General features: G+C 54.8%; 11 protein-coding genes and 1 pseudogene. 6 read left to right on the top strand and 6 right to left on the bottom strand.

What is annotated here, in order from left to right:
* The first annotated feature begins 603 nt into the window (after positions 1 to 603).
* Entirely contained in the window at positions 604 to 1,200 is a 597-nt protein-coding gene (locus RBB81_RS21295; protein ID WP_353072039.1) for an RNA polymerase sigma factor, read from the top strand.
* Positions 1,197 to 2,024, top strand: coding sequence for an anti-sigma factor family protein (locus tag RBB81_RS21290; protein WP_353072038.1), 828 nt, complete (start codon positions 1,197 to 1,199; stop codon positions 2,022 to 2,024). The genes RBB81_RS21295 and RBB81_RS21290 overlap by 4 nt, the downstream gene beginning before the upstream one ends.
* A gap of 638 nt (positions 2,025 to 2,662) precedes the next feature.
* Here the strand turns inward: RBB81_RS21290 and RBB81_RS21285 are convergent.
* Entirely contained in the window at positions 2,663 to 4,213 is a 1,551-nt protein-coding gene (locus tag RBB81_RS21285) for a TIGR03118 family protein (RefSeq protein WP_353072037.1), read from the bottom strand.
* Positions 4,214 to 4,965: 752 nt separating this feature from the next.
* Here RBB81_RS21285 and RBB81_RS21280 point away from each other — a divergent pair.
* Entirely contained in the window at positions 4,966 to 6,255 is a 1,290-nt protein-coding gene (locus RBB81_RS21280) for a di-heme oxidoredictase family protein (protein WP_353072036.1), read from the top strand.
* Positions 6,256 to 6,731: 476 nt separating this feature from the next.
* Positions 6,732 to 7,010 carry a hypothetical protein gene (locus RBB81_RS21275; RefSeq protein ID WP_353072035.1) on the top strand — a complete coding sequence of 93 codons (279 nt, stop codon included), beginning with the start codon at positions 6,732 to 6,734 and terminating at the stop codon, positions 7,008 to 7,010.
* Between the two features lie 598 nt (positions 7,011 to 7,608).
* On the opposite strand, the gene RBB81_RS21270 is transcribed toward RBB81_RS21275, so the two are convergent.
* Together RBB81_RS21270 and RBB81_RS21265 are read right to left on the bottom strand one after the other, a co-directional pair.
* On the bottom strand, positions 7,609 to 8,091 hold the full coding sequence (locus RBB81_RS21270; RefSeq protein WP_353072034.1) for a hypothetical protein: 483 nt from the start codon (positions 8,089 to 8,091) through the stop codon (positions 7,609 to 7,611).
* A 521-nt stretch (positions 8,092 to 8,612) separates the two neighbouring features.
* Positions 8,613 to 10,541, bottom strand: coding sequence for a winged helix-turn-helix domain-containing tetratricopeptide repeat protein (locus RBB81_RS21265; protein ID WP_353073959.1), 1,929 nt, complete (start codon positions 10,539 to 10,541; stop codon positions 8,613 to 8,615).
* 732 nt (positions 10,542 to 11,273) lie between these two features.
* Between RBB81_RS21265 and RBB81_RS21260 the strand changes: the two genes are divergently transcribed.
* Positions 11,274 to 11,942 (top strand): sigma-70 family RNA polymerase sigma factor, encoded by a 669-nt coding sequence (locus RBB81_RS21260; RefSeq protein ID WP_353072033.1) that lies wholly within the window; start codon positions 11,274 to 11,276, stop codon positions 11,940 to 11,942.
* Between the two features lie 103 nt (positions 11,943 to 12,045).
* Here the strand turns inward: RBB81_RS21260 and RBB81_RS21255 are convergent, their stop codons facing one another.
* A complete protein-coding gene (locus tag RBB81_RS21255) occupies positions 12,046 to 12,933 on the bottom strand; it encodes a HAMP domain-containing sensor histidine kinase (protein ID WP_353072032.1) in 888 nt (295 codons plus the stop codon).
* A 484-nt stretch (positions 12,934 to 13,417) separates the two neighbouring features.
* Here RBB81_RS21255 and RBB81_RS21250 point away from each other — a divergent pair.
* Positions 13,418 to 13,480 (top strand): annotated as a pseudogene (locus RBB81_RS21250) (phosphinothricin acetyltransferase); the annotation flags it as partial.
* A gap of 8 nt (positions 13,481 to 13,488) precedes the next feature.
* Here the strand turns inward: RBB81_RS21250 and RBB81_RS21245 are convergent.
* Both RBB81_RS21245 and RBB81_RS21240 read right to left on the bottom strand, forming a co-directional pair.
* Positions 13,489 to 14,136 carry an IS110 family transposase gene (locus tag RBB81_RS21245; protein ID WP_353072031.1) on the bottom strand — a complete coding sequence of 216 codons (648 nt, stop codon included), beginning with the start codon at positions 14,134 to 14,136 and terminating at the stop codon, positions 13,489 to 13,491.
* A gap of 334 nt (positions 14,137 to 14,470) precedes the next feature.
* Positions 14,471 to 15,754, bottom strand: a complete 1,284-nt coding sequence (locus RBB81_RS21240) for a hypothetical protein (protein ID WP_353072030.1) — start codon at positions 15,752 to 15,754, stop codon at positions 14,471 to 14,473.
* Positions 15,755 to 16,054: the final 300 nt, after the last annotated feature.

Here is a 16,054-nt window from a genome sequence, read left to right as displayed (position 1 = left end):
TGGTCGTACTCCGGGACAACGGGCATGACGGTCAGGTTCAACGGTAGCGGTTCGACGGGCTTGGGACAGCCGCTGACGTATGCCTGGAGCTTCGGGACCGCACCATCGCGATCAACGTAAGTCCGAAACCATACCTATGCTGGCACCGGTACGTATCGCGGGTAACTTTGCAGCAAACTTTGATGTGCTCCGATTCGCGGCTGGAACGACGGCAATTGCGTCCCCAACCACCGTCCACTGAATTTCTTAGCTGAGCTCGGATGGTCCCGTTCAATGGCTATCCGCTCGAAACTTTGCTTATCTTCGCCTCTTTAATTGAATAACCGCCGAGTTTGACATTCCTTCTTAGAAAAGCCCAAAAAAGCATGGAATAAATCTGTCTCATCTCCGTTTTAGGAGGTATGTGATGCCAGACTCTTCTTTAGTCGGAGGCTCCGCCGTGCGCTTCGGCGCCATTCTTGATCTTCCCCTCGTGCTCACCCTCACACCATGACCCCTGCAACCGCACACATCGCCCGCATCTCCAGCCTTCGGCCATCCGGTGCGCCCGACTTTGCGATGATCCCGAAAGCAGTTGAGCATGGTCGTGGTTGGGATAACCCCATGTCTGGTTCCGCTCCGTGGACCACAGACCGTAACTCCAGTCAGGTTGAGGCATACCGCACCATGCTCTCTGAAACCAGTCGTTGCGACACCTTTGAACAGCTTGCGCTCCCGCTCTTTCCGTCGCTCTACAACCACGCGTTCTGGCTGACCCACGATCAAGCCGAGGCCGAAGATCTCGTGCAAGAGACTTTCTCAAAGGCCCTCGGTGCCTTCGATTCATTCCAGCCAGGTACCAACTTTAAGGCCTGGACCATCCGCATCCTTCGCAATACCTTCCTCACCACGCGCACCGGCTTAGCCGCCTCCCGCACTGTTTTCCTCGAAGACCATCCAGAAAAACTCGACACCCCCGGCGGGTCCACTCCGGAAGACAATCTCATCCGTCTCGACAACCTGGCCGCTCTCCACATCGCACTCGAGCAGCTTCCACCACAACTCCGCGAAGTTCTGCTCCTCTGCGACGTTGATGAGATTAAGTACAAAGACATCGCCCTCATCCTCGACGTCCCCATCGGCACTGTTATGTCACGCGTCTCGCGCGCCCGCCGCACCCTCCGCCAACTTTTGCAGCCGCAGCTCGGGGAATCCCTATGAATGAAAAGCCTCAAATCACCGAACATCTCAACTCGTACACACTCAACGCCTTCATCGACGGCGAACTTTCACCCACCGAACGCCAAGGAGCAGAGCAGCACCTAGCCACTTGCCACGCTTGCGCTCTGCGTGTCCTCTCCGCCACGCAACTCAAAGCCGCTACCGCACGTGCTGGGCACCGCTTCGCTCCGCCGGCCGAAGCGCTTGGCCGCTTCGCCGCACAACTCCGTTCCCAATCGCAGTTGCAGACAAATCCTCTGCCCCAAACAAGCCCGCAGCCGCAAACGAAAACGCCCGCTCGCCTCTACTCCATCCGTCCCGCAGCTTGGGCAGCACTTGCCGCAGCCATCCTGCTGACGATTTCACTCCTTAGTTGGCGTCAGCTTCATCAAACCAATACCCTTGCGGCCGAACTCCTCGACCAGCACCTCGCCATTCTCTCCAGTGCAGCCACTCCACAGGTCATCTCTTCCGACCGTCATACGGTCAAACCCTGGTTCCAGGGCCGCCTCCCCTTCAGCTTCAATCTTCCCGACACCGCGGCTCTACCATCAGATACGATTCTCAAAGGCGCGGACCTTACCTACCTCAACGGCCAGCCCGCGGCTCTGCTCCTCTTTACCATCCACAAACACCAGGTCTCCATCTTCCTCATGCAACGATCTACGAACTCAACCCTCTCCACTCTGTCGGGCGCCCGCGCAGGCTTCACCATCCATACCGCTATCACACCAGATCTCCGCATCGTCGCCGTCAGTGATGTCAACCCATCCGAACTCGACAACCTCTTAGCGGTTCTAGTTCAAATACAAAAACCCGCGTAATTGCCTCAACAGCAGATGCCGGTACCTCAAGGTCCAAGGACGACGCGAACGAGAGACTAGAAGATGGTTTGCCAATTCCTCTTTCTTGCACATCACGAAGCGAGCTCACACTAATTGCCGGCGAACTGGGTCCTATTAACCCCTTGCAGGAGGGCACATTCATGACACGCAAAGAACTTCAGGCAAATGAAGAGTATATGTGGAGAGCACTTTTCGGGGAGCAGAGAATGGCTCTCACGCTCGCAGTTGAGATGCTGTCGCGTTGCCATTTATCTCCACAACAGATCCTGACCAAAACAATGAGGGCTCTGGAAGGCTCACAGCACGATTCGTGAATTTCTTTTTGGGAAATTACTTTAGGCTTTCTTGACAACTAATTTGTCGGATCATCAGTTTCAACACCCAGGGATCACGACCCTATCCACTATGAACAGAATGGGGCTTCGTTCGACGCCGCAGAGATGGTGGCCATTCGGCATCGATTGCACGAGTAGTAGCTCAGCGCACACTCCCGCAACCGACTAAGCTTTTTCTTAGCCGCCTGTTTCTGAATTGCTATGCGCAAAAGTTTATAAAGGTTCCTCTCCAGCGAAGGCAAGGGCTGCCTCTCGGCAGCCCTTGATAGCGCGAAATCTTAGCTATTGCACAGTTAGAGTGACCATGACGCTTTGTGTAATCGCCCCCGAGATTGCATTGACCGTAACCTGTGTCGAAGCGGGTGCCACGGGAGTCGTACTAGCTGCCTGCTGCGGAGAAGCTGACGAAGAGCAACCGGCGATTGCTGCCGTAGCCGCTACCAGCAGGAGAGCAAAGAGAGATCCCCCTGCGAGGATCGATTTGCGCTTCAGACTGGCGAATGCAAGCAGACCGGCTGGGCCGATGAATGCTAGGGTGATGCCGGCCCGTGACTGGAACAAATTGACAGAATGATTGGAAGATCTGTTATAACCACCACCCGTTGGTGGAGCTGATGTAGCTGTTGGAGCGATGGCTACCGTAACCGAGGTTGTGCCAGAGCCGGAAAGCGTGACCGACGGCTGACTGAAGGTGCAGGTGACCGAGGCAGGTGTGCAGGAAAAGGTCACAGGGCCTGTGAACCCGTTCGCTGCGGCGAGTGACAGCGTCACGTTCCCGGCCGTCTGCCCTGTAGCGACTGTAACCGAATTGGCGGACGCTTGAAGGGTGAAGTTGGCCGCTGCCGGCTGGACGACCGCGATCGAGCCGAAGAGACCGCCCTTCTCTCCGTTGATACCGGCCGCGAAGTACAGGGTGTTGGGATCGCCCAGCGTGGTGGTCTGGCCGCTGTTCTGTCCGAAGAATATCTCCCACAGGCCGATGTTCGCGATCGGGGTGCCCGCGCTTGTGTTCAACGAGCCGATCAGCGCAAACGTCTCGGGATCGAAAGCGTTTATCACGCCGTCTCCGAAGTTGCCGATCAGAAGGTCGCCACCGAAGCTACCAAAGCCCGCGGGAGCAAGCGCCATCCCCCACGGCGCATTCAATACGCTTTGACTGGCGACTCGCGCGATGAAGTTTCCATTGTTGTCGAACTCATTGACATAGCCGAGACCGGCACCCACGCTCTCACCAGTGGCGGTGTTGACCTGGGCATAGGTCACATAGACATTTCCGCCGATGCCGTGGATGCCAAAGGGCGAATAGCCCGCGGGCAATGTCGGATCGGCAAAGCTACCTGTAAGAACGTGCGCAGCAAAAGTGCTGTCGAAGACGTCCACGGTGCCTTGTCTGAAGTTAGCGGCAAGCAGGAACGTTCCGGTTGCGTTGGTGTCGAGCGCGATGTCGGTGTAAGAGGCCTTGGCGGAGTTATTGACCACCGTCACCGCTTGCGTCCCGCTGTTCACATTCCAGGCGGCGATCGTGCCGTCAAGGGTGCCGAAGAGGAACAAGGCCGATGTGCTGCCCGGAATGTCGAAGATAGCGCTGTTGCTGTTATATACCGTGCCGCTCGGACTGCCTTGCGCCGGCGCGGGAGCTGCCGCAGGTATCGTGACCGACGGCAGCAACGGTACCGCAGTGGCACCAGCGGCGGTGTCGACCGCCACCGAGCCACTGCCAGCCTTATCGATCCAGATAGCCGGACCGACTGAAACGCCCCAGGGATTGATTAGCGTGGGATCGGTAACGAGTGCTTTTACCGTCGCACCGTCCGAAATGATGTTTGTCTGCACATACGTGCTGCTAGTTTGCGCTAGGGCCCCGATCGAGAAAATGCCAGACAGGGCAAGGACCGCACCAGGGCGGAACCAGTTCTTATTCGCTATGGGGTTGAAGGAAGATAAAGTTCTCCCGAACGAGGCGGATATATCAGAGAAGTACGACATAGAGTTACTGTTCAACATAGTGATTTCCTCTGCAGTACAAAACTGAGCAAGGTCACCGTTATTCCAAATTCGTCCTCAAATTATGGAATAGGCTGAAAGCAATTCGGTTTACGGTAGGAATGCTCGATGCCCAAAGGCCACGGATCGCTCAATCGTGAAGAGACAGGTATGTCTAAGAGAAAAGTCGACCATCTGGTTGTAAATCGTGGGAGTCGGTTTACACCTTGCTTAGCAGGGCTCGAGCGAGACCCTGCTTCTCAAGGCGTTTTGCCATCGTGTGAAAACTCTTTTGATCGACCAGCAAAATGATGATGCCAACAAACCCCGCCTTTTCCTGCACCTCTTTGCCGCATCCCGTTCCCCGTTGAGTAATTACCCAGGACTGTACAGTCAGAACCGCTCTATTCTTCCTCTTCGGAAATTTTCTGCTCCGCGATGGGAATAATCTTTGCGCAACCCAGTTTGGATACGTACAGGACTTCTGACTTCTGGTTCACTTGCCGGTCGTTCTGTTATGGCTTTGAGGATTTGAGGTAACGGACCAGCCAGTTTACGTCCCGAACGTTCGTAGGCGACTGGTGTCTTTTGGAGGAACGCTCATGCTCATACCCCATTGGAGAAAGGTTCTCCTCTGTTCTTGCCTTTTCGCGATATTGATCGCGTTGGGTGCGGGACTCGTTAGAGTCGCAGCGAAGTCAGCAACTGAAGCGCCGGCCGGGTTCAACACTCCCAGCTTCAATAGCGCACAAAGTGTCAGCAATGGAATCGCCGAGCCAACTGGAGACACGTTTGCTCGGGATCAGCAGGTCTATGAGCAAAACGAGACGGTCGCGAATGGACTTGGACCTGTGTACAACGCAACGAGCTGCGTCACTTGTCATCAAAATCCGAATAGTGGGGCAGCCAGCCAGATCACGGAACTCCGGGTTGGGCACAATGATGAAAATGGCAATTTCGTAAACCCAACCATCTTTATCAACGACGGGAAAAACACGATTACCGGCAGGTCGATTGTCAACGATCGCGCTATCGGTCCGGAAGCCCAGGAGACCATACCTGCGACAGAAAACATCCGCACATTACGCGCTGCCCTCAACACCCTGGGGGATGGATTTGTGGAAGCCATCGACGACAAGACGCTGATCGCAATCGCCGAGGAACAACCGGAGTTGAGCGAAGGGAGAGTTCATGGGGAAGTTGTACAGGCCCCGATTTTCGAGGCTCCTGGACAGACCCGCGTGGGACGGTTCGGTTGGAAGGACCAACACAGCAGCTTGCTCTCCTTTATTGGCGATGCTTATCTCAACGAGATGGGAATCAGTAACCGGCTACGCCCTACAAATGTTACTAACGTCCTCAACACCACGACGGGCGTGGAAGATCAGCCAGACGATCTTGGGTTGGCTGACATCGACCACTTTGCTCAGTTCATACGCGGCACTATGGTTCCACCTCGAGACACAGTGCTTGCCGCGACCCCCGCAGCGTTAAGAGGAGGAGAACTTTTTAGGCGAGTCGGTTGTAGTGTTTGCCATGTGCAATCCATCACCACGGCCCCTCCAGGCACAGTTATAGATGGTGGCATGTTTACTGTTCCAGAGGCTCTTGGGGATAAAATAATCCATCCATTTAGCGACTTCTTGCTGCATGACATCGGAACCGGAGATGGAATTGTCCAGGTTGGACCCCAGGACACGGCCAACAAATTAAGAACTGCGCCGCTTTGGGGATTACGTACAAAGGCCCGCTTCATGCACGACTTGGGGTCATTATCTGTTGATAATGCTATCTCGCGTCACGATGGCGAAGCCCGCCAGCCCGCCAGACGTTTTAGAGAGTTGAGTCCCGAAGAAAAAGAGGAGTTGATTACCTTCTTGAAAACACTGTGACAGTCTGTGCTGTGAGCACTCCCGACGGTTCATTACGTGCGGACTCGGTTCCGCATCGGATCTCAGTAGTGGCCCGCGGCTCGAGTGCCTCTGTCGAGGACTCCAACCCCATCGCCCCGGTTGGTTAATGGCAACGGCTGGCGCTGTCCTTTCATTTCGTATAGGCACGAAGTCCGTTTGCCAAAATTGATGGAAGTGTAGCAGAGATTTAGCTGAATTTTTGCCTTCCCGAAGGGACCGGACGAGGTGCGCGGCGGCTCAGAAAACTTGTGCGTCTTTAGAATTGGTTGTTCGTTAGGTGCAAGATGCGATTCTTGTCTACTGTCATAGTTATAGCCATCCTCTCGCTGACTTGTGCCTGCGCTTCCGCCTCAGACGAGGGTGACAGTGCAACCACTCTCGCCGCGCTTCACGTTAAAGCGGATCAAGCTCAGCCTAGAGACAGATGCTTTCTCTATGCCGAGCTCGTGAGCCAGATGACGGATCTGGCCGGCAAGCAGTTTAACTCCGGTGAGTCCGGGCAGGCTTCACAGACCATCCAGCTCGTGCAGCGATATGCCGAGAAGATCCATGCCGGCATTACCGATGACAGCAAAAAGCTAAGAGATGCCGAGCTGCTCATGCGGCGCGCCTCCTTTCGTCTCAAAGGCATTCTCAGCGCGGCTACGTATGAAGACCGACCGGCTTTGGAAGTGACACTAAAGCAGTTGAATGAGGTTCAGTCAGAGCTCCTGATGCAGGTCTTCAAAAAGTAAAGTGCGGTTGAATTAACCTTTTTTCGAGCGATGTGATCGTGCATTTCCCCACGATGAATTCAGTCGAATGACTGAGCTTTCAGATCCGACAGCGTGAGGGGCGTGGCGCACAGGTACCAAGAATGGCATGGACCAATGTATGTCAATATTTGACATCGTCTGAAACATTGGTATGAATGTCGCTTAGCCGAATATCTGTCAATCAACATGTCTTTTGGTCGAGCACCGGCGACCAGAGGCGTCCCGGCGTCGCTTCGCGCGATGTTGACTTATACAGTCCGACGAGGAGAAACAGCAGCGATCGCCTAGGGCAGAGTATTTCCATGGGTTTTCGATGCGGCGAAGGGGATCAAGTACAGCTGGAGTATCAAACGCAAACATCGGATAGAGCGAGTTTCTAAGGTAGCCGGCTCGCCTCCATCTTTGAGACGGATACTCCGCAAGACGTAGAGATTCAGGTCGATATGACTGCGTAGCAAGGCTACGTGATCGAATCAGTCAAATGAAATGCCTGAGATAAACGAAGTATGACGCTAAGAAGGAAGAACCCGTCGGAGAAGAGGGTCTCTCTTCATCGACGGGTCGGGGGTGCGTTAGGTTAGAACTGTGCTTGCAGTACGAACTGATATTGCCGGGGAACGTAGTTTGGATCGGTAGCCGAGATAGTACCAAAAGCAGCGTTGCCAAACTGTTGATTGCCGCTGTTGTTATTCGCAATGAAGAAGTTCGGCGTGTTTGAGATACTGAAGCTTTCCACTCGGAACTGGAGGTTGACCCGTTCTGTCACAGGAAAGTTCTTGGAGATGGAGAGGTCGACGTGGCGGAAGTCGGGGCCAAACAGCGAGTTGCGCTGGGTGTTCCCTATCGTTCCGAGGGGTTGAGGAGCGAAGGCTGCCGTATTGAAGAATTCGGAGAGGGTCTTGTGCCCTAGCCGAGGGTCCGCCGTCGTGTTGGGACGATCGTTGCCTCCGCCGTTTTGGGGGACCGCACGATTGCCGTAGCCGTGCAGTATGCCGTCTGCCTCGATAGCCTGATCTGCGCCGGAGCCGCCATTGATGATTGAAAAGGGCTTTCCGGCCATTCGCCGGAGAACGGAGCAAGCGTCGGTTGTGACCAGTCACCCCGGATCTTGTGCGACTCGACAATCACTCCCCAGTTCGCAGTGCTGCGTGTAAAGAAGATCGTATTGCCATCCGGCGAAAACGCAGGGGAGCCGTCATTCGCCGGACCGGATACCACGCCGGGCGCAAAAATCTGTGGCGTTGGCGGAGACGAAGTCGAACCGGCCAAATCCTGAGGAGACTAGCAATGCAGGCGGTGGTGCAGAGCGACGTGAGGAGAGTCAGGGTATGGCGGTGTAGCAAGGACATGGTGAGACTCCAGAGATGTCTTTACGGCTTATCAAGTGGAAACTGCCGAGGAATGCGTTTATTCCTGCAACCTGAGAAGATTCATCAAATAAATTTGCGGCGAGCGGACGAGGGGCCGGAGTCCAAGTGAACCAAAAATCAGAAGGCAAATCTTCGCTGCGTCTTTTGCCAGGTCGCTTTTATACGAGACAACGTTGTGGAGTCGAGAGACGCAAGATAGCCTCGCGCGAATTTACGACGGAAGCCCAATCCGACGCACAAGGTCTTTGAAGCGCGGGTCGGAGCGTATTGGGTCGAAGCAGGACCGCAGCAGGACGCCTGGATTAAATCGCTCTTCATAACCTTTTTCGAGCCATGTCATGGCGTGGTCCTTGTCGCCCAGGGCGGTATAGACCATCGCAATCTCCGCGGCAAGCGGATAGCCAGGGACCGAGCTTCGTTTAAGATCGTTTAGCAGCTCCACCGCATCTGCTTTTCTGTTCGCTGCGACGTAGGCGCGAGCCAGGTTCGCGGTAAATATCGGACTGTCTCCGGAGAGCTGGATCGCCTTTTGCAGCTCTGCGATTGCTTCCGCGTACATATGCTTCGCCAAGTACCCCTGGCCGAGTTGATTATGCGCCGCTGAAAAAGCAGGGTCCATATCGATCGTCTTCCGGCTCTGCTGGATCGATTCGTCAGGAAAATGCGCAATAAGAAGAAGCTCGGCCAAATCCGAATTGATGTTGAGGGACAGCGGATCCAGACTTGCGGCCTTTCTCATTTCGGTGAGGGCGTCGTCATTACGATCTAGCAACGCAAGGTGCCAGGCGTACCAATGATGTGCGGATGCATACCCTGGGTTGAGCTCTATCGCTCGCCGGAATTCCCTGTCAGCTGCATCAAAATTCCAGTCGAAGCCGTCTAGGCAGAACCCAAGCGAATTGTGCGCTTCGCTGAGCGTATCGTCCAGTTCCAAAGCTTTCACGGCGGCGGCCTTTGCTCTGGGCACTGCCTCTTTGGTGGGCATCACCGCATATTGCCAATCTCCCAAAAGAGCATACGTGTCCGCCAAGCCGCTGTAGGCCGCAGGGTAGTTTGGTTCTCGGGCGATGGCTAGGTTGAAGTAATCGACGGCCTTCTTCAAGCCGTCCGCTGTCCGTTTGCTCCAAAAGTATCGCCCCTTGAGATAATCCTCGTAAGTAGCGGGGTCAATCGTCTTCACGCTTTTCAGTGCAGCTTGCTCCTGCGGTGTCACCTCGATCCGGATTTGTTCTGCGATAGCTTGCGCTACGTTGTTCTGGAGAGCTAAGGTATCGCTGAGGTTCCCCTCATAGCTCTCGGCCCACAGGTGTCTGTCGGCCGGTACCTGGATCAATTGAGCCGTAATTCGGACCCGGTCGCCAACGCGGAGCACCGAGCCTTCCACGACCGCCTCTACGTTCAACTGTCGCGCAATTTCTGGAAGATGCGAGTGCGTTCCTTTGTATCCCATGACGGAGGTGCGCGAGATGACCCGTAAAGCTTTGATCTTTGCCAGATCCGTAATCAACTCGTCGGTCATGCCGTCAGAAAAATAATCCTGCGAAGGATTGCCTGAGAGGTTGTCCAGCGGAAGCACTGCTATGGATCGAATCCCGGCAAGTGGGCGTTCCCGGGATCGAAATAGCCAGACTGCGAGAATTGCCAAACTCAGGACCACTACGGTGACGACCACGGCGCGGCGTGTCGGCCTTAGCCAGGGTTTGTGCGAAACGGTTAGCGCTACGCCTTGGCCAGGAGGCCCCGGCTCTATCCCGGTTGTATCTCCAGGCGCAGATTCTGGCGCATTCGCGTGGCCCGCAGTATCGACAACCGACACTTCCGCAATGAAGCGATAACCACGTTTTGGAAGTGTCTCAATATATCGGGGACTTTCGGCCGAGTCACCTAACGCACTTCGGAGCTTCGCAATGGCGATGTTGACAGCCTGGTCGAAATCACCAAAATTCTCGCCGGCCCATATTCGGCTCCGCAACTCCTCCCTGGTAACGACTTCTCCCGGCCGCCCGAGCAATATCTCCAGCAGTCTCAGGGGTTGCTGCTGGACCCGGATTTTAACACCCGCTTTGCGTATTTCGTTCGAAGCGAAAGAAACCTCAAAAGTTCCGAACCGAACGACGGGCGTCTGCCGCAATGATTCCATCACATTTAGGTCTCGCGCTGCAGCCATTTTCGCACAGCGCTGGCACCCACAGAATATGTATCGTCATAAATCATTGATTATAAAATGTTTAGATGGAAATGAGCCGGATATGCGAAGAAAACCCTTGGTGAATTGCAGTCTGATCTTCGGCACGGTCAGATTGGCCTATAACCAGTTTCAAAACTGATGGGGAGATCGATGCGTTCTGAGTTAATCTTTAGCGCTACGACATGCGTTTCAAACCGTTACCTGCTCGTTATGCTTGCCTCGAAGGCAGCCCGCAAACTACATAGACCAAACACTCGCATAGAAGATACGACGAATGATGCATTTGCACGCTTGGCTTGTGCCCAGCCCAGAGCAGACGTGCGACGTACAGGCAACTTGCAGCCGTTCCCTCGCGTGACGTGCGCGGCGAAAGCTGAAACTCCTTCACTCCGCACAGTTTTGGAGCGATCCGTGGCTTGAGCCCCTGCTGGGTCATCCCTATCGTTTCCAGCGAATTGGCGAAGCCTCACAACCCACAAACGCTTCTCTATCTTCCACTGGCATGCCGTGACCCTCGAACGGCGATGGGCGCGAAGAATACGCACGGAGCTAACTCGTTGACCATCAATTGTTAGTCGGGGATGAACTGACTATAGAGAGAAAAGCGCCAGTGAATTGCACTCTGACCTTCGGCACGTCAGACTCGCCTATCACCGGTTCTCAAACTGAAGCTGGAGAAGGCAAATGAGACAAATTCAATGTACTCCAGAAGGCGAGATTCCATTCGGGACTCTATCGTTGCAGGGCGATCAGGCGTTAGCAGGATTTGAACAGTTGGCCATGCCCTTGTCGCATTCCCTTTACAATTTCGCGCGCTGGCTGGCGCACAATCAGCACGATGCCGAGGATCTGGTCCAAGAGACTTATCTAAAGGCCTTACGCAGCTTCGCATCGTTTGAGCCTGGCAGCAATTTCCAGGCATGGATGTTCAAAATCCTGAAGAACACTTTTCTAACAGCGTGTTCGAAGCAGGAACACCGCACGACTATTCCTATAGACATGGAGAAAAATTCCTGGGCGCTCCCGGCAACTTCCGACACTCCCGAGTCACTGCTGATCGAGCATTTCGACATCGACGCGGTTCGAAGCGCAATCGAGCAACTGTCAGCCACCCATCGAGAAGTCATTTTGCTTTGTGATGTTGAAGAGGCGTCCTATCGGGAGATCGCCGAAATATTGTCAATCCCAATTGGAACCGTTATGTCACGTCTAGCCAGGGCTCGGAAGGCACTCTGCGAGTTGCTCGGTCGCGCCCCCCCTGTAAACCACTCGCGAGCGGCTTGGTTCGTCCCATCGAAATGCGCGAGAAGGATGCTCGAGTTGCCGAAGCAGAAAGAGGACAGCGGGCTATGAGAGACGCGTCCATCGATCAGAACTCCTCGCAGAAGAGCTTCCGTTTGACTTATCGAAAAAGAACGCGCCTGATTTAAACTGCGCCTTTCGTTTCAAGTCGAGTTCACGGCTGCGATCTTGGAGTCAGATTCTCTAACGCATACTTTGAAATATGCAAACCAAAGACCGTCCGCCCTTGGCCGGACTCTTCCAAATCTGCATAGCCTCCATGCTCTCTCGCGGTGCGATCTACTATCGAAAGGCCAAGACCGATTCCATTGATTTTATCGGTACTTACAAAAGGCTGAAATAGCGTTTTTCGAATGGAGGCAGGCACTCCGCGGCCACTGTCAACCACCCGAATATGAACAAGCCGGTGGTCCTCAGCAAGCGTGACTTCAACCCTTCTCGGAGCGAGTCCGAGCCGCGCTGCCTGGCAGGCATTAAGCAATAGGTTATAAACAGCGCTGCCAAGTTTTGTGCTATCCATCCAGCAGGCAACAGGAGCTACATTCTGAATCACAACGTCGACATCTCTTGCGTCGGGATGGGCACGTACCATGCAAGCCGCATGCTCCACTACTTCGTTTAGAGATCCCAAACGGGGATATGGCGGTTGGCCCGTCTTTGCAAGGAGCAGAAGAGAATCGAGCATGCCGGTCATGTCCTGGATCACTGCGCGTACCTCCTCCCGAAGTTCTTCTCGCTCCACGTCAGTGGTCCTGGATTCACTCATGAATTCGACATTGGAATAAATGGCAGTCAAGTGATTGCGGAGGTCATGTGAAACCGATTGAGCTATTCTCCCCGCGACAGCCAATATCTTGGATTCTTTACAGCCATTGCATATCTGAGGCGCCGTGCTTATTCCCCCCACAAGGGGAACTTCCGAGACCAGTGGCACCGGAATCGGAGGTTTTGGCGGCTCCGCATTAACCTTCCTCGCTCGAAGGATCGGCATTTCAGAGAGGCAGCATGTGCCGGCGGAGTTCGACCGATATGTAGCGTTCATGAATAAATTCTCCTAGCGAGCAAACTGCGGGGAGAAAGATTTATTCCCTCAACGCGGAATAAATTCGTTCCATGCCAGTTCTTACTAATAGACACGGAAAAAGTCCGTAGAACTCATCGATGGTCGATGCTGGGGAGCGACCGGCATGGAAGATGGCTTGCAATTACGCTCTCTTGCACACGGCTGATGAGGGCCAACTTCACACTAAGTATCACCAAACTGAGGTCGGCAGGAGGGCAGATTTATGACACGCGAGGAACTCCGGACGAATCAGGAACTTATGTGGCAGGCACTGTCCTGGGAGCAGTCCATGACTCTCACGCTTGCGGTGGAGATGCTCTTGCGTTGTCATTTGTCCCCCTATCAAATCCTTAACAAAACGATGACAGCTCTGGAAGGCTTGCAACACGATTCCTAAAGGATAGCCCTTCGGCGTGCTGCTCCTGCTCGCACCTGTATGATGCGCTCCTGACCGAATTGCGTAATCGGCGGTATCGCGCTTCCGAATGAAGCGAGTGTCGCTCTCCATGAGGAATTTGGATTTGAAAAGGCCGCTCACTTCAAGGAAGCCGGTCGAAAATTTGACGAATGGATAGATGTAGGGTATTGGCAACTGATCTTGTAAGCAGCGGCTCGCCATTCTGTTATTGGACCTTTTGGTCCTTCGCAGAGCTCTACCGAATATGCAAGTTTCAGAACATAAATAAGATCGAGCGACGTAGATTCGAGGTCTCTCGTCAGGCCGCGCGCCGCGTTGACCAACATCGTCCGTGTACGCACCAGAGCGGCTGCCCGGATCACCGTCAGGTCCGCCTGGGCCTCAGCGCTTCGATGCTTCACTGGACACAACAACTGTGGATCTATCCGTACCAGTCGAGCAAGCGTTCTGGCGTCGATCCGATCATCCTTGCGCCTGCTCTCCCCGATCAGTCGCACGCTGCGCGCGTGCGCCACGATCGCTTCATGACCGAGTTCGCTAAGCAACCGGCTTACCCACGGTGAATGCGTTCCGGTCTCCAGTGCGATACGGCTCCGAGGCATCGCTCCAAAGATCTCTTTTATCGCATTGGGCGTCGTGCTCAACCTCTGCTCCATCAGGACCTCACCTGCTTCATCGAGCACGCAATAAAAGCTCGACCTGTCGCCCAGATCCAGACCGACGGTCAGGTGTCGGTCCTGCTTGTTGAGTGTCTCCTGCATCATCGTAGTGGTAAGCTTCTTCATCGCCGGTCTCCTTGTCTCCCGCGCTTCATGCGCGTCGATAACTTGGGAGCATAACGCATCCCGCTGGAGACCGGCCCACTCATCCCATCTGTTATCGCCAGTTGAGAATCCACTGCGCGGGGACAAGTTGAAGAAAGTTTGATAACGGTTTTATGACCAAGCGAGGAATGAGATCCTGCTCAAGGGATGAGCGCCCGCGCGCTCAAACGACAATGCTCAGGGAGGGGGATCAGCGCGGCTTCCGCGTCTGCCTGGTTGAGCGAGACGCGGAAGCCGCGCTGAACCCTGCCTCCTCTGTTCGACTCTGCGTGGCTTAGTCTCTGTCCTCGAAATCCCTGATTGGCTTCGCAATGTAAGCGTGAGATTCATTGGGATTGCTCTTCAAAGCCGCAAATCCGATGATCTCGCCTCTCTCGTTGATGGAGCATGCGGACTCCAGGCGCAAAGCGGAGTCTTGCGGAACGAGCGTATTCAGGTCGATTGCGGTTCCGTCGCGCCAGAGCACAGCTCGCGGGCTAAAGCCAGAGTTGAGGGACACTCCAAGCGCGAGGCCGTTGTTGCCGATCGCGATGCCGACGCTGTACGAGTCACCTGTAAGAGTTCCGAGATCGGTGATACGCCCTTGCTCCCAAAGAAACGCATGAAAGCTTTGGTCGCCGGTGGTGTCAGATACTCCTACGACCTGCCCATGATTGTTGAGGCCAGCAGCGTAGATGCCAGCAAACTTTCCGTCTCCGCCCAGATTTCCAAGGTCGATGGCTTTGCCGTATTCCCAAAGGAGAGCATGCAGCGGCACTAGATTGTTCTGCTCAAGCACATTGAACGGTCCGCAATGTCCGCTGGCGCCGACAGCCTGCCCGCGATCATTGATTGCCAATGCGATGCCGTCGGGGTCGCCTTCAACGGTGGATAGCTCTTGAATGCGCACCTCGGACCATGGGACTGGCTTGAACCAGATCACTGGCTTGAACTGGATGCTCTGCGCGGAAATGGGAGCGCCAGGGCACGTGGAGTCGGAATCGCCATTTTCCGCCGTTCCGGCTGCTATGCCGAAGTTGTTAATCTGTGCGACGGTGCCATTGCTGCCCTCCGCGCCGCCGCTGTTCCGCAGCCTCGGGAGCGCGACCATTGTGCCGTCTTGCCACAAAAAGGGTACGCAGGTGTTGCCGCTGTGGGTGAGACCAAGCGCTGTGGATCCGCAGAAGTCTTCGCCGTTCGGATCCGAGGTTTGCGTGTCGGCTTGCCCTACTGCTTGCCCCGCGTTGTTCACACCGAAGGCAACGCTGTTTGGCCCTCCCAGCCCGGGGGTCCCAATCACCTTTGTGCTGATTCCCGTCCAAAGGACAGCTTGCGATACCCATTCGCCTGTGTTGCCGGGGTTGGCCAGTACCGTCTCGCCGCTGACCATTCCTCTGCGATTAATCGTAAATGGCTGGCCTTGCGACGACGACGGGCCCACTGGACCCAGGTCAATGATGGTGTACCTCAGGGTTTCCGTGAATTGTGCCTGTGCGCAAACCGGAACTGCCAGTGTGGCCAGGACCAGACTCAGCCGTGCGAGACACGGCCACTTGGATGCGAATATTATGAATTTCATCTTTCTTCTCCTGTTTACGGGACAATTAGATTCGGGCCTGGATGTGAGCGAGCATCTTCGGATTCGAAGCACTGCAGCAACGACTTAAGGCAGATCTGAGCGAGCTCTCCGTCGAGACTCTGAAGATGGAGCATGCCGGCTGCGATCCAGCCGCCTAAGACAGCCGACGGTATTTCATTGCCAAGACCGCCGCCCGTGAGCGTTACCACTTCCACTTCAGCGACGCAAGTGGAGCACCATGCCATGGAGGTTTTGCCTTTATAAACGACCTGTAGGCTTTCGGTCTCAATCGTGATCCTG

It is taken from the genome of Tunturibacter gelidoferens, from assembly GCF_040358255.1.
GTDB classification, from domain to species: Bacteria; Acidobacteriota; Terriglobia; order Terriglobales; family Acidobacteriaceae; genus Edaphobacter; species Edaphobacter gelidiferens.
The sequence above is the reverse complement of the archived record's forward strand: the minus strand, read 5'-3'. Positions and strand labels throughout refer to the sequence as shown.

What these genes read in the sequence shown, in the direction of transcription:
- RBB81_RS21245 (WP_353072031.1), bottom strand. Translation starts at nt 14,136, where the DNA reads ATGATGCAGGAGACACTCAACAAGCAGGACCGACACCTGACCGTCGGT.
- RBB81_RS21290 (WP_353072038.1), top strand. Translation starts at nt 1,197, where the DNA reads ATGAATGAAAAGCCTCAAATCACCGAACATCTCAACTCGTACACACTC.
- RBB81_RS21265 (WP_353073959.1), bottom strand. Translation starts at nt 10,541, where the DNA reads ATGGAATCATTGCGGCAGACGCCCGTCGTTCGGTTCGGAACTTTTGAG.
- RBB81_RS21280 (WP_353072036.1), top strand. Translation starts at nt 4,966, where the DNA reads ATGCTCATACCCCATTGGAGAAAGGTTCTCCTCTGTTCTTGCCTTTTC.
- RBB81_RS21255 (WP_353072032.1), bottom strand. Translation starts at nt 12,933, where the DNA reads ATGAACGCTACATATCGGTCGAACTCCGCCGGCACATGCTGCCTCTCT.
- RBB81_RS21270 (WP_353072034.1), bottom strand. Translation starts at nt 8,091, where the DNA reads ATGGCCGGAAAGCCCTTTTCAATCATCAATGGCGGCTCCGGCGCAGAT.
- RBB81_RS21240 (WP_353072030.1), bottom strand. Translation starts at nt 15,754, where the DNA reads ATGAAATTCATAATATTCGCATCCAAGTGGCCGTGTCTCGCACGGCTG.
- RBB81_RS21260 (WP_353072033.1), top strand. Translation starts at nt 11,274, where the DNA reads ATGAGACAAATTCAATGTACTCCAGAAGGCGAGATTCCATTCGGGACT.
- RBB81_RS21295 (WP_353072039.1), top strand. Translation starts at nt 604, where the DNA reads ATGTCTGGTTCCGCTCCGTGGACCACAGACCGTAACTCCAGTCAGGTT.
- RBB81_RS21275 (WP_353072035.1), top strand. Translation starts at nt 6,732, where the DNA reads ATGACGGATCTGGCCGGCAAGCAGTTTAACTCCGGTGAGTCCGGGCAG.